The sequence below is a fragment of the Acinetobacter nematophilus genome, assembly GCF_026344175.1.
Taxonomy (GTDB): Bacteria; Pseudomonadota; Gammaproteobacteria; order Pseudomonadales; family Moraxellaceae; genus Acinetobacter; species Acinetobacter nematophilus.
Genome location: NZ_JAPKMY010000001.1, coordinates 375482 through 397958 on the forward strand (window position 1 = coordinate 375482; position 22477 = coordinate 397958).

At 38.4% G+C, this 22477-nt stretch carries 19 protein-coding genes, 4 tRNA genes and 1 other RNA gene; 10 read left to right on the forward strand and 14 right to left on the reverse strand.

What is annotated here, in order from left to right; genetic code table 11:
* Positions 1-7: 7 nt before the first annotated feature.
* Both glpD and OSH00_RS01725 read right to left on the reverse strand, forming a co-directional pair.
* On the reverse strand, positions 8-1537 hold the full coding sequence (glpD, locus tag OSH00_RS01720) for a glycerol-3-phosphate dehydrogenase (protein ID WP_266128985.1): 1530 nt from the start codon (positions 1535-1537) through the stop codon (positions 8-10).
* Positions 1538-1676: 139 nt separating this feature from the next.
* Positions 1677-2432 (reverse strand): DeoR/GlpR family DNA-binding transcription regulator, encoded by a 756-nt coding sequence (locus OSH00_RS01725; protein WP_266128986.1) that lies wholly within the window; start codon positions 2430-2432, stop codon positions 1677-1679.
* A gap of 456 nt (positions 2433-2888) precedes the next feature.
* Between OSH00_RS01725 and OSH00_RS01730 the strand changes: the two genes are divergently transcribed.
* Positions 2889-4208: an MFS transporter gene (locus tag OSH00_RS01730; protein WP_266128987.1), complete on the forward strand. Its 1320-nt coding sequence runs from the start codon at positions 2889-2891 to the stop codon at positions 4206-4208.
* Positions 4209-4355: 147 nt separating this feature from the next.
* Positions 4356-4781 carry a hypothetical protein gene (locus OSH00_RS01735; RefSeq protein WP_266128988.1) on the forward strand — a complete coding sequence of 142 codons (426 nt, stop codon included), beginning with the start codon at positions 4356-4358 and terminating at the stop codon, positions 4779-4781.
* Positions 4782-4817: 36 nt separating this feature from the next.
* Here the strand turns inward: OSH00_RS01735 and OSH00_RS01740 are convergent, their stop codons facing one another.
* Positions 4818-5486, reverse strand: coding sequence for a class I SAM-dependent methyltransferase (locus tag OSH00_RS01740; RefSeq protein ID WP_266128989.1), 669 nt, complete (start codon positions 5484-5486; stop codon positions 4818-4820).
* 255 nt (positions 5487-5741) lie between these two features.
* A complete protein-coding gene (gene folD / locus OSH00_RS01745; RefSeq protein WP_266128990.1) occupies positions 5742-6590 on the reverse strand; it encodes a bifunctional methylenetetrahydrofolate dehydrogenase/methenyltetrahydrofolate cyclohydrolase FolD in 849 nt (282 codons plus the stop codon).
* Between the two features lie 152 nt (positions 6591-6742).
* Here folD and OSH00_RS01750 point away from each other — a divergent pair.
* The 3 genes from OSH00_RS01750 to OSH00_RS01760 all read left to right on the forward strand — a co-directional run bounded on the left by OSH00_RS01750 (position 6743) and on the right by OSH00_RS01760 (position 7768).
* Positions 6743-6816: transfer RNA gene (locus tag OSH00_RS01750), tRNA-Cys, on the forward strand.
* Positions 6817-6826: 10 nt separating this feature from the next.
* Positions 6827-6912: transfer RNA gene (locus tag OSH00_RS01755), tRNA-Leu, on the forward strand.
* A gap of 124 nt (positions 6913-7036) precedes the next feature.
* Positions 7037-7768: a hypothetical protein gene (locus tag OSH00_RS01760; protein WP_266128991.1), complete on the forward strand. Its 732-nt coding sequence runs from the start codon at positions 7037-7039 to the stop codon at positions 7766-7768.
* A gap of 54 nt (positions 7769-7822) precedes the next feature.
* Here OSH00_RS01760 and OSH00_RS01765 read toward each other — a convergent pair whose 3' ends face one another.
* Positions 7823-9589 (reverse strand): alkaline phosphatase D family protein, encoded by a 1767-nt coding sequence (locus tag OSH00_RS01765; RefSeq protein WP_266128992.1) that lies wholly within the window; start codon positions 9587-9589, stop codon positions 7823-7825.
* Between the two features lie 218 nt (positions 9590-9807).
* Here OSH00_RS01765 and OSH00_RS01770 point away from each other — a divergent pair.
* Positions 9808-9893: transfer RNA gene (locus tag OSH00_RS01770), tRNA-Leu, on the forward strand.
* Positions 9894-10111: 218 nt separating this feature from the next.
* On the forward strand, positions 10112-11068 hold the full coding sequence (locus OSH00_RS01775; RefSeq protein WP_266128993.1) for an RDD family protein: 957 nt from the start codon (positions 10112-10114) through the stop codon (positions 11066-11068).
* 81 nt (positions 11069-11149) lie between these two features.
* Here OSH00_RS01775 and OSH00_RS01780 read toward each other — a convergent pair.
* The 4 genes from OSH00_RS01780 to coaD form a co-directional block, all read right to left on the reverse strand.
* Positions 11150-11226, reverse strand: a tRNA-Met gene (locus tag OSH00_RS01780).
* 64 nt (positions 11227-11290) lie between these two features.
* Positions 11291-11668: RNase P RNA component class A (gene rnpB / locus OSH00_RS01785), an RNA gene on the reverse strand.
* A 20-nt stretch (positions 11669-11688) separates the two neighbouring features.
* Positions 11689-11958, reverse strand: a complete 270-nt coding sequence (locus OSH00_RS01790; protein WP_266128994.1) for a YfhL family 4Fe-4S dicluster ferredoxin — start codon at positions 11956-11958, stop codon at positions 11689-11691.
* A 1-nt stretch (position 11959) separates the two neighbouring features.
* Positions 11960-12451: a pantetheine-phosphate adenylyltransferase gene (gene coaD, locus OSH00_RS01795; RefSeq protein WP_196076104.1), complete on the reverse strand. Its 492-nt coding sequence runs from the start codon at positions 12449-12451 to the stop codon at positions 11960-11962.
* A 160-nt stretch (positions 12452-12611) separates the two neighbouring features.
* Here coaD and smpB point away from each other — a divergent pair, with 160 nt between their 5' ends.
* Positions 12612-13088: an SsrA-binding protein SmpB gene (smpB, locus tag OSH00_RS01800; protein WP_004828309.1), complete on the forward strand. Its 477-nt coding sequence runs from the start codon at positions 12612-12614 to the stop codon at positions 13086-13088.
* A 50-nt stretch (positions 13089-13138) separates the two neighbouring features.
* Here the strand turns inward: smpB and OSH00_RS01805 are convergent, their stop codons facing one another.
* The 5 genes from OSH00_RS01805 to rluD all read right to left on the reverse strand — a co-directional run bounded on the left by OSH00_RS01805 (position 13139) and on the right by rluD (position 19114).
* Entirely contained in the window at positions 13139-14416 is a 1278-nt protein-coding gene (locus tag OSH00_RS01805) for a hypothetical protein (protein WP_420909502.1), read from the reverse strand.
* Positions 14417-14874: 458 nt separating this feature from the next.
* The gene (locus OSH00_RS01810) at positions 14875-16443 is read right to left on the reverse strand and encodes a hypothetical protein (RefSeq protein ID WP_266129290.1); all 1569 of its coding nucleotides are present in this window, start codon (positions 16441-16443) and stop codon (positions 14875-14877) included.
* Between the two features lie 142 nt (positions 16444-16585).
* Positions 16586-17152 (reverse strand): flavodoxin family protein, encoded by a 567-nt coding sequence (locus OSH00_RS01815; RefSeq protein WP_266129291.1) that lies wholly within the window; start codon positions 17150-17152, stop codon positions 16586-16588.
* 127 nt (positions 17153-17279) lie between these two features.
* The gene (pgeF, locus tag OSH00_RS01820; RefSeq protein WP_266128996.1) at positions 17280-18023 is read right to left on the reverse strand and encodes a peptidoglycan editing factor PgeF; all 744 of its coding nucleotides are present in this window, start codon (positions 18021-18023) and stop codon (positions 17280-17282) included.
* Between the two features lie 38 nt (positions 18024-18061).
* Entirely contained in the window at positions 18062-19114 is a 1053-nt protein-coding gene (gene rluD, locus OSH00_RS01825; protein ID WP_266128997.1) for a 23S rRNA pseudouridine(1911/1915/1917) synthase RluD, read from the reverse strand.
* Positions 19115-19185: 71 nt separating this feature from the next.
* On the opposite strand from rluD, the gene OSH00_RS01830 reads away from it, so the two are divergent.
* Positions 19186-20208: an outer membrane protein assembly factor BamD gene (locus OSH00_RS01830; RefSeq protein WP_266128998.1), complete on the forward strand. Its 1023-nt coding sequence runs from the start codon at positions 19186-19188 to the stop codon at positions 20206-20208.
* A gap of 148 nt (positions 20209-20356) precedes the next feature.
* Positions 20357-22270, forward strand: coding sequence for a DNA primase (locus OSH00_RS01835; RefSeq protein ID WP_266128999.1), 1914 nt, complete (start codon positions 20357-20359; stop codon positions 22268-22270).
* The last annotated feature ends 207 nt before the right edge of the window (positions 22271-22477 follow it).

Consider the following 22477-nt stretch of genomic DNA (forward strand, 5'->3'; position numbering starts at 1 on the left):
ACTTTTATTATGCGACATCTTTTTGTAATCGGCGTTCATGCAACTCAAGCAAGTAAGCATCTAAAAGATCCACTTGATCCTGTTTAAACTCAAGGTATAACTTGCTGCGGCGACACAATATATCCTGACTGGTGATTGCCCATTCCTGATCAACTAAATAGTCTACCTCTTGCGCATAAAGTCCGTGCCCGAAACTTTGACCAAGCTCATGTACTGAGCTGGAATAATTTAAAAATTTCCATACATACGTCCCATAAGCGTGTGCCCAACGACTTGCTGTGGGTAAGTCAATACCTTTGATTTTTGTCTGGATCTCCGATATTAAATCCTCTACAGAGACCAAATTTTCAGCACCCGGTAATAAAGCATGTGCCGTCCAAGGCTGCCCCATTGTGGTAAAAAACTTTTTCAACTGCTCAAGTGCTGATTCGGCAAGCTTTCGGTAAGTCGTCAACTTCCCTCCAAAAACAGACAATAAAGGCGCTTCAGCTGAATGTTGTTGAGACACTGCTAAAGTATAATCACGTGTAATCGCTGCAGGATTATCAGATTCATCATCGCATAAGGGGCGTACACCTGAAAAAGTGCTAACAATGTCATTTATAACGAGTTGTGTTTTAAAATGATCATTGGATACTTTTAAAAGATAATCAATTTCTGGTTGAGTTATTTCAACTTGATTAGGATCACCGTGATATTCGCGATCTGTCGTTCCAATCATGGTGTATTGGTTTAAATAAGGAATGGCAAACACGATTCTCTGATCATCATTTTGCATAATATAGGCTTTATCACCTTCGTAAATTTTTGGCACAATGATGTGACTGCCTTGAACCAAACGAATGCCATAAGGCGATTTTAATTTCAAATCCTGTTGAATAAATTGTGCAACCCAAGGTCCAGCTGCATTGACCAACACTTTAGCTTGAACTTGATATACACCCTGCTCATTTTCAAGCTGAACTGCCCATACAGCATTTTCACGTTGCGCAGCAATACAACGTGTTTGAGTAACAATGTTTGCACCCTTTTCTCGTGCCTGTATTGCATTAAGAATCACTAAACGAGAATCATCGACAGCACAATCGGAATATTCAAAACCGCGAGTAATATCTTTATTTAATGGACTGGTCTCTGGCTTGAACTGGACTAAATTTGATCCTGCCAGTTTTTCGCGTTTACCCAAATGATCATAAAAAAATAAACCCGTACGAATCAACCAAGCCGGTCTAAGATGCGGTTGATGGGGCATGATAAAGCGCATCGGACGAATAATATGGGGGGCTTTCGCAAGTAAAACTTCACGCTCTGCCAAAGCTTCTCGAACCAAACGAAATTCTTTATGTTCTAAATAACGTAAACCCCCATGAATCAATTTACTACTGGCGGATGAGGTATGGCTTGCTAAATCATCTTTTTCACAAAGCAATACTGATAAACCACGCCCCACTGCATCATTGGCGATCCCGACACCATTAATTCCACCTCCAATCACCACGATGTCATAACAAGTTTGCGGTTCGTTCATTTGCATCATAACACCACCTTTAGATTGAAGAGCATCAATATATTTTCGTTTATTTTCATTTAAGAAAAATAATAGATAGTTTTTTGATCAATGTCTATCAAAAAATGTGCAATTTTAAATGAATTGTGTCTTATGAGTCGATTGATTTTTACGCCACAATCAAGTTCACTTCTGCCGCATGGATTTGTTGGAGATAAAGTTCATCCGGTTGCTGGTTGGTAAAAAGACAATCAATTTCTCGAAGATGTCCCATACGCATCATTGCATGACGACCAAATTTACTGTCATCCGCGGCTAAAAAAATCTGTCGAGCCCCCGCAATAATTTCCTGAGAGACTGAAACTTCCTGAAAATCAAAATCTAATAATGTACCTTCTGCATCGATTCCACTGATCCCAATCACAGCATAATCGACTTTGAATTGTTTAAAAAATTCAGATGTCGCTTGCCCAATGACCCCGCCATCAGGACGAACTTTGCCGCTAGCGATCAGCACTTCAAAATCTTCTTTTACACTTAGAATTTTGGCAACATTTAAGTTATTGGTGATAATTTTAAGCCCGCAATGTTGCAGTAAAGCGACAGCTATTGCTTCTGTGGTTGTGCCGATATTAATAAATAAAGATGCATGATCTGGAACAGCTTTTGCGACAGCTGCTGCAATCCGTTGTTTTGCCTCAGCATTATGACTCATGCGTGTACTGTACTCAGTATTGGTCACACTCGAGTCGATCGCTGCACCACCGTGGTAACGTCGCAATAATTTCGCATCCGCCAATTGGTTAATATCTCGGCGTACAGTTTGTGGCGTCACTGAAAATATCTGCGCAATTTCTTCAATACTGATATATCCCCGTTGTTTAACCAGTTCCAAAATTTGCTGTTGTCGAATCATGAAGTTCATACATATAAACCTGATTGTTTTATTTTCGAAAATGAACATTTAAATACATAAATAACATAAATTCTGGTTACGCTCCTAGCTTTGGTTAGTCATTTTAAATATTTATCGTATTTTTAATTTGTGTACTTTTCACACATTTGATTCATCGGAACACAACACTTTGTTTGTATTTAAAATGTACTCTCAGTCAACAATATAAAATTAAATAATTGTTTTAAAAAAACTATTCCTTATTTTAGTCATTCTTAAATAATTACTGAGCGTGAATATAAAAAAAGCATACGACCAAAGTCTAATAAGGGCATTCTTCATTCTTGCGTATAACGAGCTGTGTAATGATTTGTATCTCTCCGCAGTACTGATTGAAATTCTCTCTTTTTGATTTTTCTGTTTAGATTTTCACCCCAAATGAAAATTAAACAGGCTATGTTTTGCATATTCTTTTGGAGAATTGCCTTGTCCAATTCATCACCTCAGGTTGCTCCCTCGCAACTTGATAGAAAAACTCGTTTCAAATCTATACTTGGTGGCTCAGCCGGTAACTTAGTTGAATGGTATGACTGGTATGTCTACGCCGCATTTACCCTCTACTTTGCACCAGTGTTCTTTCCGGAAGGTAATGAAACAGTCAAGCTTCTCCAAGCTGCTGCTGTTTTTGCTTTAGGTTTTTTAATGCGCCCGATTGGCGCTTGGATTATGGGAATTTATGCCGATCGTAAAGGGCGTAAAGCAGGTTTAACACTTTCTGTATCTTTGATGTGTGTCGGATCATTGATTATCGCTTGTGCCCCATCATACGACTCTGTCGGCATGCTTGCTCCAGCACTATTACTCTTCGCTCGCTTATTACAAGGTTTGAGTGTTGGTGGTGAATATGGTTCAAGTGCAACCTATTTAACTGAAATGGCAGGAAAGAATCATCGTGGCTTCTTTTCAAGCTTTCAATATGTGACGCTGATTTCGGGACAGTTGTTGGCGCTTTGCGTTTTGATTATTTTACAGCATACCCTTGCAGAAGAAGCATTACATGCATGGGGATGGCGTATTCCATTCTTTATCGGTGCATTGTTGGCCATTGTTGTATTCTGGATTCGCCGCGGTTTAGTTGAAACAGAATCTGCTAAAAAAGCCCAAGAACATGCCAAAAATGGTGGTGAAAAATCAGGAGCATTCGCTTTATTCACCAAGTATCCTAAACAAGCATTTACAGTAATTATGCTGACTGCTGGCGGAACGTTAGCCTTCAATACATTTACCACCTATTTACAAAAATATTTGGTCAATACCTCTGGTTTTGAAAAGACCACAGCCACAGAAATTACCACTGCGGCGATTTTTGTCTTTATGCTGATTCAGCCTGCTGTTGGTGCACTTTCAGATAAAATTGGTCGTAAACCAATTATGATCACTTTCGGTGTTTTGGGTGTTTTATTCACTATCCCAATTTTCAATGGGCTTGGTTCAACCACAGATCCTAAAACTGCATTTTTCTTATGTATGAGCGGTATGGTGATTGTGACAGGCTATACAGCGATTAATGCCGTGGTTAAAGCAGAACTGTTCCCTCCTCACATTCGTGCTCTGGGTGTTGCTCTACCTTATGCCTTAGCCAATACTGTATTTGGTGGTACAGCTGAATTAGTTGCATTAAGTTTTAAAAACGCTGGGCATGAGAACTATTTCTTCTACTACATCACTTTTATGATTGGTTTATCACTCATTACTTACATCTTTATGAAAGATACCAAGAAACATAGTTTGATTACAGATGACTAATCTCAGGTCATATCTTGTGTCAGCTTGATTAAAAACAGCTTTTTTATGCCAATAAAAAGGCTGTTTTTATTTGAACAATTCAACCATCGTGAAAATCACAAAGCTATGGCATACTTAAAATAATTCAAAAAGCTGGGACTTTAAAAGATGAAAAAAATCACCTGTGCAGGTTTAGGATTAATGGTTTTAGCTTTGGCGGCGTGCCAAACCACGCCACGTCAATATAATGGGGTAACAGGCTACCAAATTGAAAGCCAATCAACAAATAGCGCAACATTGGCTTATACCCTTTCTGGGCGTGCTGATCGAGATTTAGATGAAAGTAAATTACAACGTGCTTGTCAGAAAGTCCTCGGTGTAAATAAAACCTATAAACTTTCTGTTCTGAGTATCAATGAAATTATCAATCCCCAAACTGCACAAAATCAAGCAGGTGTTCAACTTGGACATAGTCGAACTTCTTTTGGACTTTCAAATACACCGAATCTAAACAACAGTGAGGATTATGCAACTCGACAAGCGTTAGAAACTCGTCCAAGTACATTGCATGTTGTACGTTATACCTGTTCTTAATCGATCTGAATTTATAAAGTATATAAATAAGACGCTTTATAGCGTCTTATAAAAACTCACATTTCTAAACTCTTTAGCTTCATCCAGATCTGGCCATGTCGTCGCACTGCGTTCATCTAGTTTTTGATAATGTGAATGACTAAAGTTTTTTACACGACTGTCAGCCACCCACACTTCAGGTGCAAACTTTAAGAATTCATCCAAGAAAAAACGATTGCACTGATCATATAAAACATCCGCAGCCAATAAAACATCAACTTGCTCTGCTTGATATAAATCGTCTAAATATTCAAGCTCAACATCATTCAGTACAGCATTTTCCCGGCAAGCATTCAGACTTACTGAGTCAATGTCACAACAAATCACACGTTTTGCTCCTGCCAACTTTGCTGCAATCGCAACAACTCCTGATCCCGCGCCAAAATCAAGCACGACTTTATCTTTTACATGATGGGGTTCAGCCAGTAACCATTGCGCCATCGCCAAACCAGATGCCCAACAAAAGATCCAATAAGGAGTATCATTCCAAATGCGACGAATCACTTCATCGTCCAAACGGTCTGTTGGGAAAATAGGTGGAATCAGCCACAATGAAATGGGGGTATCAGGCAACTGTTGTGCAAGTAGTTCACACTGGGGAATAATCTCATGCAAAGCATCAAGTAAATGTTGTGGAGCTTTGGGAAATTGTAAGGTGCAACTCATAGATATTTAACCGAGATGATTATTTTGATCATTCAGAAATACAGTTGAATCCTCGCTGCCACATGTATTTCAACAATTTGCTACTATTTCGAATCATTTAATCATCCATATGATGCTGACGCAATGATCAAATATTGTTATATATGATTACCATACATGGCTTTCATTAAAGCAGCTTTTACCGAAACAAAAGCTGCTGATGCTAAAACCCTACATCTTTGCAAAACAAAGCAGGGTTTCGACATTCATATGCTATTAAGCCAAAGCTTTTTCTGCGGCTTCAACTGTTTGACGAATCAATGTAGTAATGGTCATTGGACCTACGCCGCCCGGAACAGGCGTATATGCTGAAGCAATTTCCTCAATTCCCACCAATTGAATGTCACCCACACCACCACCCTCGCGAGGATGGAAACCTGCATCAACCACGACAGCACCTGGTTTGATCCAATCTTTTTGAATCAACTCCGCTTTACCTACTGCACCTACAACAATGTCCGCTTGTTGAATCAATTCAGCAAGGTTTTGCGTACGAGAATGGCAGATTGTCACTGTAGCATTGGCTTGAAGCAACATCATTGCCATCGGTTTTCCTAAAATTGCCGAACGTCCGACAACGACAGCATGCTTACCGGCAATCTCAATGTTATTTTCTTTAAGCATGGTCATAATGCCTGCTGGCGTTGCAGAACCATATGCTGCCTCACCCATTGCCATGCGGCCAAAACCAAGACAGGTAACACCATCGACGTCTTTTTCTAAAGCAATCGCATCAAAACAAGCACGTTCGTCAATTTGTTCAGGCACAGGATGCTGTAGCAAAATGCCATGTACATCAGGATTGGCATTTAATTTTTCGATTTCAGCCAATAATTGTTCAGTCGTGGTTTCTTTGCCTAATTCAACTTTTAAAGAATCCATACCTACACGACGACATGCATTTCCCTTCATTCGGACATAGGTGGCAGATGCGCCATCATCACCCACTAAAATAGTCGCTAAAATTGGGGTACGACCTGTTTTTGCTTTTAAAGCTTCAACACGAGTCAACAAGTCTGCTTCAATTTGTTTCGCTAATGCGCGACCATCCAATACCAATGCCACGGCACATCTCCAAAGTAGATATGAATCAATTTTGCAAATAATACATGATTATTTAGACAATTTTCTTTCGTATGCTGAATTTATGTGCATATGCATGAAATATAGTATTGTTTTTTTTTCAAAGATTGCTAATATGTGCATCACCAAGACATGGCGGGGTGGCAGAGTGGTCATGCAGCGGACTGCAACTCCGTGTACGCCGGTTCGATTCCGACCTCCGCCTCCAATCTTGTAAAGCCCGAGTGGTGAAATCGGTAGACACAGGGGATTTAAAATCCCCCGCCCACAAAGCGTGCCAGTTCGAGTCTGGCCTCGGGCACCATTTTAATCAACATTAAAATGGTGTAATAAAAAACCCAGCGACAAGCTGGTTTTTTTATGTCTAAAATTTTATATTAGCTTTTTATGTTAATCTCTAAATTGCAGTTTAAATAAGTGAAGCCTATATGATTCAAAACAAGCAAGTTTCCTTCTATTTAAATCAGTTACAACAACAATATCCAAAAGCATTTAAATACAATTTTTTATTTTATAGCCAACTTAAAACCAAAGGGCTTTTAGATGAAGCGAAGGAATTTATTCCTTGGATTTTATCAATTATGATTTTTTGCAGTATTTACTTCAGCTTAGGTCATTTTATTGCTGTTCATTTTACGCAATTTGATGCTTTTCAAGCCAATGCCATAGCAGCCTTGGCGATTATGTTGTTTTTTATGTTGATTGTTCCCATTATCATCAATCAAATCAAACACAGCTCCACTCATCTATATCATCAACTCAGCAATACCCCATTTAAACTTGCTGCATTGATTATTCTACAAGCACTAAACCTATATTTTATTGAAAGTACACTTTTACAAGGCTTGCTCTTTTTCTTTGCGATGAGTTTTGGTTTTGTGAAATTCTATAAAGAAAACCTTTTTCGAGACAGCACCAAAGACACTGAGTTTTATCAATTACAACAAATTCGCAGAACCTGCTTTTGGGCCTATAAACAAGCTAAAAAAGCCAGATTCAAAATGAAGTTTTACCCTAAAAATTCTGAGCAGTATAAACTTCAACAGCAGCAACTCACGCAGTACTTAGAATTGCATTTACAGTTATTAAAGTACGAAAATGAAATGTGCAAAACATATAAATATGAAGATTTAGATGCCTATATGGACAGCATGATGTAATCTATTTTTCAATAAAACCGAGTCCATGAATAAACTCGGTTTATATTTAGAAAATTAAGCACTTTTTTGAATGGTCTTTACATCAATCAAATTATTATTCAAAACCAGTTGATGTCCACGAGTAGTATCCACAGTATATGTATTTTCTTTAATGGTACTTACAAAAATCCAATCTGCTTGAACTTGTTGAGCGTTAAAACTCACTTTTAAATAACCACGCTGATTTAAGTTGGTATAGTTCAATTCATCAATCAGTGTGGTAAATGCCATTTCAAATTGCTGCAACTGTGCTAAAGGAATGCTGAGATACTTTTCCATTCCCGGTGAAGACACAGAACTGGTTGCCAATTCAACACCAACGAAATCGCCTGTTTGGGTATGTAAGTCCGCAGACCAAGCATTATGCGTATCACCAGCCAACACAACAACCTTCTTATTCAGAGCTTTGAGCGTTCCATATAAAATTTCACGTTCAGCATAATAGCCATCCCAAGCATCAAGGTTATAGGGTGCTACCGTCGTCACCCGTGCTTTTTCAGTTGCTGTTAAAGTTGGATCACCTTTTTGCATGCGTACTTTCAATGCAACTAACTCAGTAATCTGCTGATTCATTTTCACCAATGTCTCCGTTGTGACATTGCCACTGGTAATTGCAGCCAATGAAAGCAATAATTCAGCTGGAATCAACATTTTTGCCATTAACACTTGTTGTCCCAACACATTCCATGTCGCTGTAGATTGTGCCAGTTTCTTCTGTAACCAGTCTCGTTGTGTATAACCCATCAGAGTACGCGAAGTACTGGTCAAATCTGCCTGAAACTTGGCAATATCCAACCCAGAAGCCGTCATATAATCCGCATAATCTAGTTGCTTATCACGAGCCAGAATACGTGTATCCAACATCGTCAATTGCACCAATGAACCAAAGTCAAATTGTCGATAAATATTCAAATGATCTGTTTGATTCACAGGTCGAATTGGCATCCATTCAAAATACGCCTGTAATGCCGCTAACTTGCGATCAGAAAAGCTCCCTTCATTGGCTTGATGGTTTTCAGCACCCTCTTTCCATGTATCATTGGCTAATTCATGGTCATCCCAAATCACAATAAACGGATGATGTGCATGTGCAGCTTGCAAATCAACGTCTTTATGATAAAGCGCATAACGCTTACGATAATCATCCAACTTGATAATTTCTTTATCATTATCTGCAGGAAGTGTACGTCCTAATTTAGCCGCATCTTCAGTTGCATAGCCATCTTTGCCATATTCATAAATATAATCACCAAGATGAATAATTGCATCGACATCTTGTTTTGCCATTTCTCGATAAACATAGAAATAACCTGCCGGATAATTTGAGCATGAGCATACAGCAAATTGAACCGCATTGGTTGTTTCCGGTAATGTCTTGGTACGACCAACAGGTGAAATCACCGAACCGAATTTAAAACGATAGTAATAAGTTTGCCCCGACTTTAACTTATCTGCATCGACTTTAACCGTAAAATCTTGGGCTTGAGTGGTCTGTACTTTGCCAGAGTTGATGATTTGTGCAAATTTATCATCTGTCGCAATCTCCCAAACAACTTCAATACGCAAGGTGGTATCTTGGGGAGTCACACGCGTCCATAAAATCACACGATCCTTGAGTGGATCACCACTCGCTACTCCATGTAAAAATTCAACTTTAGTGGTTGGCGTTGTTGAATCATTGTTGTCGCTCCCACAGGCGGTCAAAGAAACGGGTATGGATAGTGCCCCAAAACTGGCTAATGACTTTTGAATAAGTTCACGGCGTGAAATTGAGCTTGGCATTGAAATGGATTTCCTCTAAGTTTTTTTATCCAATCAATTTAGAGCCTGAATATTGCGTTTTCATCTCAGAATGATGAACAGATCATGACAAAAAGTAGCTGTTCTGTTGGGTAGAATGCTTCATTTTCAAACATAAACATCTGAATTGCTTGAAAAGAAAGCAATTCGTGTTAAATACGCTTGCCAAGAGAAAAACACTCCTTTATTATTGCGCACATGCCCGAGTGGTGAAATCGGTAGACACAGGGGATTTAAAATCCCCCGCCCACAAAGCGTGCCAGTTCGAGTCTGGCCTCGGGCACCATTTTAATATGTTTTAAAATGGTGCAATTAAAGAACCCAGCGATTGCTGGTTTTTTTTCGCCTAAAATTTAATGTCTCCTCATTATTGATTGTTAAATATTCAACATTGACACTTATTGCAAAATTTAAGAGCATGCCTTTCTCTGGTTCCCACATACTTTAATATTTATAATGTGGATAATTTTCAATATTCTTATAAACTTAATTTAACCAAATCTTATGAAAGAAATTCCAAATCAGACTAAAACCGTTGCCCCAATATTCCCTCGTCTGTTCGCCTTTATCATTGATTGTTTGATCGTCAGTGTTGCTTGTCTCGTGGTGGGTAAAATACTTTATCCATATTTTGAAAATTCAGCTTTTATTTTCCAATGTATCGGTACGCTCCTTTGCCTGTTTTATTTCGCAGCTTTCAATAGCACCATTGGCGAAGGCAAAACCATCGGAAAAATACTCTGTAAAATTCGTGTAAAAGATTTTACAGGCAGTTCAATTTCACCCATTCACTCCTTGATTCGATCCAGTATTTTCATTATTCCATTTTGTTTTATTGGTTATCTACAAAACATTTCAAATCAAACATTTATACTTAGTTTAATTATTTTCCTATTCCAAAGTATTGTTTTTGCATGTTTCTACTTGGCAATTTTTAACGGAAACAGCCAACAATCACTTCACGATTTGTTGACTCATACACAGATACTTAGAAATACGCAAACCAACATGTCTCATCAGCCAATTTGGAAAGCACATTACTACATCCTATCGTTGATTACCGTAATCATTCTTTCAATCAATATCTGGCATTATATTCAAAATCAATATTTATCAACATCTGATTTTTCTTTAATCTCTGAAGATATTAAAAATGTTCAGATTGAAAATCACTATACGGCAATCGGCGAAGCAGAATCAGCCAATCAAGTTCTCATTTTAACAGTCAGCCAACCCACTTATCTTTATCATACTGATACTGCTAAAACATTAATTCAAACACTTCAACAAGACAGCAATATTTTAACCCAGTATAAAATCAATCAAGTACAATTTAATTTTTCCTACCAATTCGGTTTGGCAAAATTATCAAAAGCAACAATTTATGATTATAAAAGAATGGCTACAACGGCTCAGTTAACCCATATAGGGGAAAATACATCTGTTAAAATTGGTTTTTAAAAACCAGCATAGTAATGTTTTTAAGATGCATATTTGAAAGATAAAAAAAGACCACGTTTTTGGAAACGTGGTCTATAAAAATGGTGGCTATGACGGGACTTGAACCTGTGACCCCCGCATTATGAGTGCGGTGCTCTAACCAACTGAGCTACATAGCCTAAAACTGTGCGCGCATTATCTGCTGTAACTTACGTTACGTCAAGTAATAATTGCAATAAAATTCATTGAAGTGAGCCGATAAGCCGGGTTCTGTCTAGAACGATCATTCCTCTAGGCGCACAATCACTCATACGCTCAAGCGACCTACCCGGATCCAGCATGGGCCATGCCTATAGGATCCCTATTTGGTCTTGCTTCCGGTGGGGTTTACCATGCCATGAACTGTTACCAGTCATGCGGTGCGCTCTTACCGCACCCTTTCACCCTTACCTTCCATTTCTCCGAAAAGAAACGATATTGAAGGCGGTCTACTCTCTGCTGCACTTTCCGTCGGTTCACACCGCCCAGGCGTTACCTGGCACCTTGCCCGTTGAAGCCCGGACTTTCCTCCCCTGCTTCAATCACGGAGATCTCCACAGCAGCGATCGTCTGGCTCACTTCGGGGCGTATGCTAACAAATTTTACTGGGAATTGCTTGCGCTTTTTTGAGCAATTAAACTTTTATACTTTTCCATCAAGTCATCTTGGCTTTCCAAGTGATTTGGATCACGTGGAATACAATCTACTGGACAAAAAAGTGCACACTGCGGCTCATCAAAATGCCCCACACATTCTGTACATAGGTTTGGATGAATTTCATAAATTTCCTCCCCCATAAAAATGGCTTCATTCGGGCATACCGGTTCACATACATCACAATTGATGCATTCATCAGTGATTATTAAAGACACATTACCAACCTTGTTGATGTTTACGGTGAAAAGCTTCCACCACACATTGTGGCACAAATTTAGCTACATCACCTTTTAATCGTGCAATTTCCCGAACCATTGTCGAAGAAATAAATGAAAATTGCTCTGAGGGGGTTAAAAATACAGTTTCAAAATCATGATCCAATTGACGGTTCATATTGGCAAGCTGAAACTCATATTCAAAATCTGAAACAGCTCTTAATCCACGTAAAACTGCGGTCGCATTCTGTTCACGAGCAAAATTTACCAATAAGCCATCAAAGCCAACAAACTCAACATTCGGTAAATGTTTAAGTGATATTTTCGCTAAGTCTACACGCTCTTCTAAACTGAATACTGGATTTTTATGATGTCCGATAGCAATTGCGACCACGACTTCATCAAACATCCGTGAAGCGCGGGCAACCAAATCCACATGGCCATTAGTAATTGGATCAAAAGTTCCTGGATAGATGACACGAGTTTTAGACATCCATTTGTACTCAAGTTTGTTATGTAGAGCTATAGTTTAACAAAAACTTAAATCTTAGCGAATAACCTCTGCACATTTAGCCTTTGCTTTAATTGTGAAATGACTTCACCTGAAGCCGAGTTTGAGGCAGAATAAGGCTATTCTTGGAATTATTTGTATTATGTCGAAAAATATTGTCGTTAAAAAAAATAATGGCGGGACGATTGCACAAAATAAACGTGCGCGTCACGATTATTTTATTGAAGAAAAATTTGAAGCTGGGCTTTCATTGCAAGGCTGGGAAGTCAAGTCATTGCGTGCTGGACGCATGACCATTACAGAAAGCTATATTACCTTTAAAAATAATGAAGCATTTCTTTTTGGCGCTCAGATTCAACCATTACTTTCAGCATCGACTCATGTTGTGCCTGAAGCGACACGCACCCGTAAATTACTTCTTTCACGCCGTGAGTTAGAAAAGCTCATGGGTGCAGTGAATCAAAAAGGTTATACCTGTGTACCTTTAGCTTGTTATTGGAAAGGTCATTTAGCAAAACTTGAAATTGCTTTGGTAAAAGGTAAACAGTTGCATGACAAACGTGCCACTGAAAAAGACCGTGACTGGCAACGTGACAAAGCACGTATTATGCACAAATAATAAAAAACCTCCTGAGTGGAGGTTTTTTATTAATCCTATCGTAATGATGTCTAACAGAATTTTAATGAACCATAGCAGTTAGGCGCGAAATCCTGGTTTTTAAGCTGTAAATCTTGTAATGGAAAATTTACTGATGTATTCGGTAAATTAATATTACCGATTTCTAATGAGCTGCCCAATAGGCAATCTAAAGCCTGACATGAAGGTACAGCCGTAGTCGCCAATGCATTACTTAAAGGTCCAACAACTTGTTTAAGTACATCATTGGTAATATCAATCCCTTTAGAAGGAGTGACATTTCCAATATCAACAGCATCTTCAAATGCCATCCACCAACCTCTCTGAGCGGTCACCTCAGCATTTGGCCACCATACATTCTGACTTTGCAACGATAAAGAAAAAGGATTATTTAAAGGAATTTTATGAATATAGCCCAAACTTTCACTGATCGTTAGGTTTGCTGTTAACCCTGTAATATCACCATTAACCTGTTTCTCTAAATTTAATGTTCCCAATAAAGGAACTTTTACACCCGCTTTTAATCGCCCACCAAAGTTTAAACGGTCAATATAAGCTTTGCCAGTTAAGTTCACACTACTTTGTCGCATCCCATTAATGGTCGCTGAATCAACCTGAATGGGTGCCGTGGTACTTTGCAAAGTCAAATTATAATCTGTTGAGGATAAAGGTAATCTTCCGCAGAAAAATAGTACACAAACATCTACATTTCCAGTGATTGGCATTTGAGTATCCGTATAACTCATGCCTCGACTATTTGTATAACCTAAACCGGTAGTCGCTTTTGTCTTTAAAAATCCACTGAGTGAATTAATACCATTGGGTGCTTCAGAGTTTTCCGTACCCGCAGTCAACATTCCCAAAACTTTTTCAGCACTTAGACGTAAACCCACGACTTCTCGAGTTGATGCAACATCAGGATTCTTGATTGCAAACTCTAAAAAGGGATTGGTTAATTTTGCACTTGAAGCCACTCTTCCTTCTCGGGTATCTGCCAGACCTGAAAGACTAAGATTATCAATATCAATATCGCATCCGCCAGCACCATTGGCACCGCCACAACCCAATTGTAATTTTTTTATATTGGCATTGAGTTCTAGTTCTGCTTCAAGTCCAAGTTTATAAAATCCTACGCCTTGCCCTTGCATTTTGTTGGCAGCATCGTTTGGAGCAATATAACCCAGACTCATCAATGCTTGACCTTGAACCTTTGAAAGTTCTGCATCATTTAACTCAATCAGACCTTGTGAGTGAGAAAAATTTGCAAAACCATAAGTTGAAACAAATAATCCACCAAAAATTAAAATCATCCTGCTGATTTTAATTATTTTTTTCAAAAAAATATCCATACCACCTGCTCAGATTTTTATTATTGGTCAAAAATATAGGAAAACCGGCAGTAACAGAATAGCCCATTGAGACAAACACACTGTCTCATTTGATCATGTTATTTTTCACTTAAATGAACTCATGATTTTTAAGAATTTTTATGTAAATTATTTTTGTTTAGTTATGTAATCAAATTAAATTATTATACCGTATGCACAAAAAATTTGATGTATTTATCAACAAAATTTCTGAAAATTTATAAATTGTTGAGGGATGCATGAATCTAACTAGATTATTAATTTGATAAATAAATTTGACGCTCTAAATCATATTGAGAGTTGAGTAAAAACCTTGATTGTAAGTCGATATAATATGAATAATCCGTCTTGGAAATTGTAAAAAAGAAAACCTCAAAAATCAGATTTTCTTTTATTAAAATTTAACAGAATTTTAATGAGCCATAACAGTTAGGAGCAAAATTTTGACCATTGAGTTTTAAGTTACTTAAAGTTAGGTTCAATGGGTATTGTTTTAAATTGATATCAGTAGAAGATACCTGAATATTTCCAACCCCTAATACAGCGTTGATCAATGAACCTATTCCGATTGAAGCTGGATTATTATTTAAATAAGTACTTACTTGTGTTGAAATTTGAGGGAACAATGGTTCAATATTTATATCATCTGTTGGATTCACGCTACCCAAATCTATCGGATCGGAAAAAGACATCCACCAACCTCTGCGAGCAACATCAGAAATTGTTGCTGGTACACTATTATTTACTGAACCATCCAAATTAATTCTTTCTGGATTTGCTCCTATATAACTTCCAGGCCATTTAATTGATTGTGATTGTAATGAAAGAGAAAAAGCCGAATTAATCGGTAAGTAATGAATATAGCCCAAGCCTTGATTAATAGTTACATCTGCAGACATATTTGTAATATTACCTTTCAAATAGGCATTATTCAAAACTGCACCTACACGTACAGTTCCCATTATATTAGTAAATAGACACGTAATTCCTTGACAACCTGTAATTTTAGCACTTAAAGGACCACCCAAAGTTTGGACTAATATTGGAACTTTATTAGGATTCCAATCTATCGGATTTTCGACTGCATAATCATATTGTGTACGACCAGAGGCTGGATACCCGCTGTTCAACCACCCTAACTGTATAGATGGAATATCTAAAGTGGCTTTTAAGGGTATCGCACTTACCCTATTACCATTTACTGTAACTCCATTACGTATAAATGGAATGCCCTGCATAGCTGGAATCGATAATTCACCACGTTCGGTTTGAATGGATAGTACAGCCCCTACTCCAGAATTAATTTTTCCTGTGATTGGATATTTTGCAACATCCATTTTCTGCGCACCTGTATTCGCTAAACCATATATATAACCGCTTTGATCCGATTGAATACGCATAAATCCTGAGATATTATTAATACCATTTGGTGAGGTTGAATTTTCTGTACCTGCTGTTAACAATCCTATTACGTTCTCAGCACTTAAACGAACTCCTGCTATCGAACGTGTTGAAGCGCTATTTGGGTTTTTAATCGCAAATTCAATAAATGGGTTGGTAATTTTGGCAGAAGATGAAACACGTCCTGTATTTGTATTTGCTAGACCACTTAAACTTAGATTATCAATGTCAATATCACAAGCACCAGCGCCATTCACACCACCGCACCCTAGCTGTAGTTTTTTAATATTCGCATTTAGTTGTAATTCAGCTTCTAAACCAAGTTTATAGAAGCCAATATTCTTGTCTCCATCTACACGTTTAGTTTCAAGATTAGTCATATCTGTAGGCGCAATATAACTTAAACTCATCAACGCCTGACCTTTAACCTCAGACAGCTCTGTATCATCTAACTGAATCAAACTACTCACTTTTTCATCATTCGCAAAACAACTGACTGACAAAAAAAATACTGTTAAGGCTAAGACCACGATTGTGGTTTTAATTGTTTTTCTATTACAGATATCCATATCATCCACGCATACTTTTTATTTTCAAAAAAACATAGCGCAATGTGATACGGAAAAATTCGCTTACTGCGACAAATTAGCTAGCATGTCACGACAATGAGTAATTAATTTGAACAACACATGTGAGGCGATGTTATATAAATCAGTCTTTATTATGTGAAGTGATTTTATTTAACAACAATGCAAGATACTCACCAAACCACAATGCAGTTTGTAAGTCACCAGATGGAGGCGTAAGATCGACCGGTGCATTGTCAGATTGCGTCATCAATCCTAAATAACCTGCCATACGATTTAAGTCCGTTGGCTTAATTCCTGTCGGCATTAAAGGTAATCCTGACCATAACATGCCATGTTGCATCGCAAAGATATTAATCTGTTGCAGTACAGACAGTTTGTCTCCACTTAATCCACCTGAATTGGTAAATGCAGCAGCAAGTTTGCCTTGCCAATCACGATTTTTCCAACGCTTGGAAGTAGAGTCCATAAACATTTTAAATGGGCCAGTCACACTGCCCATATATGTTGGTGAACCAAAAATAATCGCGTCTGCCCGGTCTAGAATATCCCAATCAATATGTTCAATATCCATTTTATGGACAGTCAATCCAACCTTTTCTACGCCTTGCGCAATATAGCTCGCAACTTTGGCAGTATGACCAAACGGGCTGTGGTAAACGATCGCGATAGATTTAGTAGATAAAGGCATATCAATTGAAAAACAAACAAATTTAGTCAAGTTTAACATCAATTCATTTTTAAACAATTCTTGTCATGGTTTAAAAGTAATTGAAATGAATCTATAAAACAGAATAAATGCCATAAAAACATAAATTTTATTTTTGCATAAATACAAAAGTTGCCATACGACCAGTTTTTGAATGGCGACGATAAGAATAGTAATCTTCTGACTGCTGATAAGAGCATTGATCTCCACCCAAGATAACTTTAACACCTTGTTGTTGGAGAATATAACCTGCAATGGCATACAAGTCTGCATAGTATTTACCTGCTTGCTCACCATCAATAAAAGCATTTTCCAATGCAGCATATTTCGCACAAAAAGCAGCTTTTACTTCTGCACCGATTTCAAAACAAGGCTGGCTGATTGCAGCACCTAACCATGCCCATGTGGGTTGAGAAGTCATTTCTGCAATGGTATTTTCAATAATTCCACCTGCTAAACCTCGCCAACCTGCATGTAAATTAGCAACTTCAGTACCATCCGCATTTCCCAAAACCACAGGTAAACAATCCGCAGTCATCATCATCAAAGCATGACCCTGTGTCTGCGTCACCAACCCATCTCCCACCAAAGCATTCACTGTAATTTCTTCATTGATGCTGTGGCAAATCGTACTGTGTGTTTGGGTCATCCATGTGATCTTTTTGACACCGTGCACAGCAAATTCATCTAATAAAATCATCCGATGCTGCTGTACTCGTTGTGGATCATCATTCACATGCAATGCTAAATTCAAACCTTCCAACTCTGGCTGTACAGATGGTAATGCCTGTGGATGTTGTATATGTGTTTGACCCACATATACACCTTGAGGTAATCCTTGAACAAATTGCATGTGGCTCTCCATTAATCGTCAATTTATTTTTAAATCAATCAATATGCTTTATTTTCAGAACGCAAAACTTCTACCAAGTTTGTGAAATCTTCTGGCCAAGGTGCTTCAAACATCATTTCCTCTTGGGTACGCGGATGAATAAGCCCTAGCTTAAACGCATGCAAAGCTTGGCGTTTAAAATTACGCAATGTGCTGCTTAACTTTTCTGAAGCCCCTGCAGGTACTTTGACCCGGCTGACATAGACAGGATCACCCACTAAAGGATAACCAATATAGGTAAAGTGAATACGGATCTGATGGGTACGACCAGTTTCTAATTGTGCCTGCACACGCGTAAAATGCTGAAAACGTTCCTTAACATTATAATGCGTCACTGCATCACGCCCACCCGGCAAGATCGCCATTTTGACACGATCTACAGGATGCCGCTTAATTGGTTCATCAATTGTTCCACCAGCAATGATATGACCATAACAAATTAGATCATAAACACGATAGACTGATTTTTTAGCCAATTGCTTGCTCAAAGAAAACTGAGCTTCTAAATTTTTAGCCACTACCAATAAGCCACTGGTATCTTTATCAATGCGATGCACTAATCCCGCTCGGGTTAATTCCGCAGATTTAGGATAGTGGTAAAGTAAAGCATTTACCAAAGTTCCATTAGGATTACCCGCACCTGGATGTACAACCATACCCACAGGTTTATTGATGACCATAATATCGTCATCTTCATAGACAATATTTAAAGGAATATTCTCAGGCTGCGCAGAAGTTTGGGTTTCCAGTTCCACATTAAGACTTAACTGTTCATTGCCTTCACATTTATACTTAGGCTTGACCGTGTTACCATTTACCAACAAATGACCTTCTTTCATCCACTGCTTAAGTTTTTCACGAGAAAACTCGCTCCAAACCAGTGCAGCAACTTGGTCAATACGTTGCCCTAAATAGCTTTCATCCAGTTGAAATTGCAACGATAAACGTGTTGCAGTTGGTGCAGAATTATGATTATCTGCATCCTCAGAATCTTCAAGTAAATTGAAATCATTTTCTGAGAAATTAGAATTAGAAGAGTGTGCTGAAGTCATTTGCTCATTCGGACAAAAATGGTTTAATAGCGCAATTGTAGCCTATTGCCCGTATCAACAGAGGAATTTTTATGTCGCTACCACGTTATAAAGTCACAATGCTTGCTTTAACTGTAGGCTTAGCAACAGTATTTGTAGGTTGTAGCAGCAATCCCAAGAAGGAGGTTGTCGATACAGGTCCAAAATCAAATGAGCAGACTTATTACAATAATGCGATAAAATCACTAGACCGTGGGCAATACGGTGATGCGGCAAAAGCATTGGAAGCAATGGATACTTACTTTCCAACAGGACAATATGCACAACAGGCTCAACTTGAACTGCTTTACACTAAGTTCAAGCAAAAAGACTATGAAGGCACGATTGCACTGGCAGACCGTTTCATTCGCTTAAATCCTCAGCATCCAAATTTAGACTATGCTTATTATGTGCGTGGTGTTGCAAACATGGAGCAAAATTATGACAGCTTGCTCCGCTATACATCACTCAAGCAAGCACATCGGGATGTCGGTTACTTAAAAATTGCTTATCAAAACTTTGTTGATTTGATTCGTCGCTATCCATCCAGTCAATATTCGGTTGATGCTGCGCAACGCATGAAATACATCGGTCAGGAGTTGGCTGAAAGTGAGATGAATGCTGCCCGTTTCAATCTTAAACGCAAGGCTTATTTGGCGGCAATTGAACGCTCACAATGGGTAGTTGAACATTACCCACAAACGCCACAAATTCCTGAGGCTTTAGCCACTATGGCGTATGGTTATGACAAGCTTGGTGATAAAGATACGGCACAACAGTATATTGAAGTACTTAAACTGAATTATCCAAACCTTGTTAAATCCAATGGTGAAGTCAATCTACGTGCTGCTCGTAAAGAAGGAAGCTGGTGGAACCGTGCGACTCTGGGTATTTTAGGTCGTGGCGAAAAAGCTGAAGTATCAAAAGATACAAATGCGGAAACATCAACTCACTCAGAACAGAAGTCAAGTCTATTGAATAAAGTTAGCTTTGGCTTGCTTGATCGCCCGAATCGTGAAGTTTCAAAAGAACCTGCTCGAGCAGACGAAAGCCTATATGACGGTCAACGTAAATAATGCGTGATAGGAAATATCGTCTTTGACAGGACTTGATCGCGACAAATCAAGACGGGTTTTTACCCGTCTTTTTTATTCATGGATATTTTTAAGTTTAAAACTGCGTTAAACTTAAAAATGACTGATCACGATACATGACTTTAACTTTATGGCTATTCCTCAGCACACAATAGATCAAATTTTAGATCGTACCGATATTGTCGATCTCATTGGTCAACGTGTGAAATTGAAAAAAACAGGTCGCACCTATTCAGGTTGCTGCCCTTTTCATCAGGAAAAGTCCCCTTCTTTTCACGTATATCGTGACAAACAGTATTATCACTGCTTTGGTTGCCAGGCAAACGGTAATGCCATCCGCTTTCTCATGGATATTGATAATCGAAACTTTGTCGATGTCATGAAAGAGCTTTCCAGTCACGCAGGTGTAGAGCTTCCCAAAGACAATCAGGACAATAAAAAGTTGTCTTACAAGCGTGAAACGGTAAAACCACAAGCCAAACCTCCAGTTCAAACCCCACAAAATAAAAGCGTAGATTCATCGTCAAATGAACAGAAAACAGCGCGCCCCCCTGTTTTTGAAATGGATCCTTTCGAAGCATTTAATCAATATCCAGATCCAGAACATTTTGATCCCACTCAATTTGATCAGACAGGCTTTGAACATATTCCACAAGATGGGAATCTTTACGACTTACTTGAAAATATCGCTCAATTCTATGAACGCCAATTACCACAAAGTAAAGTTGCACAAAATTACTTTAAGCATCGTGGTTTAAGTACTGAAACCATTCAATATTGGCGTTTAGGTTATGCACCTGAAGATTGGCAACATTTAGAAAAAGCATTCCCTCAAGATATTGAAGGTCTAAAATTACTGGGTTTGATTCGTACCAGTGATAGTGGACGTGACTTTGATTTACTTCGTGATCGAGTAATATTTCCTATTCGAGACCATAAAGGTCGTGTCGTTGGTTTCGGTGGACGTGCGCTCAATGACGAGATCAAACCGAAATATATTAACTCCCCAGATTCAGAAGTTTTCCATAAAAATCAACTTCTCTATGGCTTGTATGAGGGGCGCAAAGACCGTGCCCAAAACTGGCTCATGGTTGAAGGTTATATGGATGTTATTGCGCTACAGCAAAATGGAATTTCTGGTGCAACGGCAACCCTCGGTACAGCAAGCAATGCCGATCATTTAAGTATTTTATTTAAACAAAACAATCAGATCACAATTGCGTTTGATGGAGATGCAGCAGGTCAAAAAGCTGCTCGTCGAACTTTAGAAATCGCCTTGCCCTTGTTAAATGATGGACGTGAACTAAAGTTCTTTGTACTTCCCAAAGAACATGATCCAGACTCTTTAATTCGTAAAGAAGGTCTGGAAACTTTTCAGCGGATCTGGCAACAATCTCCATTATTGTCAGATTTTGTCTTTGCCTTATTGAGCCAAAATTATGACATCACAACGCCTGAAGGAAAAAGTCAGGTGATGGCTGAACTGAATCAATTGACTGAGCTACTTCCCAAACAAGGTTCATATCGTTATCTGTTAAGACAATTTTTTAAAGAAAAGCTGGGCTTTAACCGTAAATGGCAACCTCAAGTCAGCTTGGATGCATCGCTGTCATTTAACATTCGTACCAAAGATGAAGACTTTGCTGTTGCCATTCTAATGCAGCATCCATTTTTATATATTCACTTTGAAGTCTTGCGTGCATTTATTCAGCCAGATGAATTGCTGGCAAAAGTCCTCGCTGTTTTTGACCGTATTTTTGATGATTTGCCCGATGATCAAGAACTGGCAACCTATTATATTTTGGGTGCTTGCAGTGAATATCACCTAGAGTTATCCGAAATTATGCAACGAACCAATATTCAAGCTTTGACAGAAGCACCAGAAATGGCAGATAAGTTGGCGTCGGACTACTCTCTGGCATTACAAGAAAAGTATTTAAAGCAAAAACTTAAAGCACCCGCTTCGTTAAGTGAGTCTCGTAATTTACGTAAACAACTCAATGAATTAACAAAACAAATTAGTTTAAAGTTGGTTCATAGCTAGCATACAATCCATATCTTGGAGCGCATATCGCTTAACAGCTTCTGTGGGTTGTATTGTTGAATGTCAAAACTATTCGAAAGGAAAGCTATGAGAAGGTCTGTTTTTCAGAACGCATAACAAAATATTGAAAAATTAATATTTTTATAATTCAATTATAAAATATGTCATGTTGATTCATCTAAAACACCACATTCAACTGAATGAAAT

What these genes read in the sequence shown, in the direction of transcription:
- glpD (WP_266128985.1), bottom strand. Translation starts at nt 1,537, where the DNA reads ATGATGCAAATGAACGAACCGCAAACTTGTTATGACATCGTGGTGATT.
- OSH00_RS01725 (WP_266128986.1), bottom strand. Translation starts at nt 2,432, where the DNA reads ATGAACTTCATGATTCGACAACAGCAAATTTTGGAACTGGTTAAACAA.
- OSH00_RS01735 (WP_266128988.1), top strand. Translation starts at nt 4,356, where the DNA reads ATGAAAAAAATCACCTGTGCAGGTTTAGGATTAATGGTTTTAGCTTTG.
- OSH00_RS01740 (WP_266128989.1), bottom strand. Translation starts at nt 5,486, where the DNA reads ATGAGTTGCACCTTACAATTTCCCAAAGCTCCACAACATTTACTTGAT.
- OSH00_RS01760 (WP_266128991.1), top strand. Translation starts at nt 7,037, where the DNA reads ATGATTCAAAACAAGCAAGTTTCCTTCTATTTAAATCAGTTACAACAA.
- OSH00_RS01765 (WP_266128992.1), bottom strand. Translation starts at nt 9,589, where the DNA reads ATGCCAAGCTCAATTTCACGCCGTGAACTTATTCAAAAGTCATTAGCC.
- OSH00_RS01775 (WP_266128993.1), top strand. Translation starts at nt 10,112, where the DNA reads ATGAAAGAAATTCCAAATCAGACTAAAACCGTTGCCCCAATATTCCCT.
- coaD (WP_196076104.1), bottom strand. Translation starts at nt 12,451, where the DNA reads ATGTCTAAAACTCGTGTCATCTATCCAGGAACTTTTGATCCAATTACT.
- smpB (WP_004828309.1), top strand. Translation starts at nt 12,612, where the DNA reads ATGTCGAAAAATATTGTCGTTAAAAAAAATAATGGCGGGACGATTGCA.
- OSH00_RS01805 (WP_420909502.1), bottom strand. Translation starts at nt 14,416, where the DNA reads ATGATTTTAATTTTTGGTGGATTATTTGTTTCAACTTATGGTTTTGCA.
- OSH00_RS01810 (WP_266129290.1), bottom strand. Translation starts at nt 16,443, where the DNA reads ATGGATATCTGTAATAGAAAAACAATTAAAACCACAATCGTGGTCTTA.
- OSH00_RS01815 (WP_266129291.1), bottom strand. Translation starts at nt 17,152, where the DNA reads ATGCCTTTATCTACTAAATCTATCGCGATCGTTTACCACAGCCCGTTT.
- pgeF (WP_266128996.1), bottom strand. Translation starts at nt 18,023, where the DNA reads ATGCAATTTGTTCAAGGATTACCTCAAGGTGTATATGTGGGTCAAACA.
- rluD (WP_266128997.1), bottom strand. Translation starts at nt 19,114, where the DNA reads ATGACTTCAGCACACTCTTCTAATTCTAATTTCTCAGAAAATGATTTC.
- OSH00_RS01830 (WP_266128998.1), top strand. Translation starts at nt 19,186, where the DNA reads ATGTCGCTACCACGTTATAAAGTCACAATGCTTGCTTTAACTGTAGGC.
- OSH00_RS01835 (WP_266128999.1), top strand. Translation starts at nt 20,357, where the DNA reads ATGGCTATTCCTCAGCACACAATAGATCAAATTTTAGATCGTACCGAT.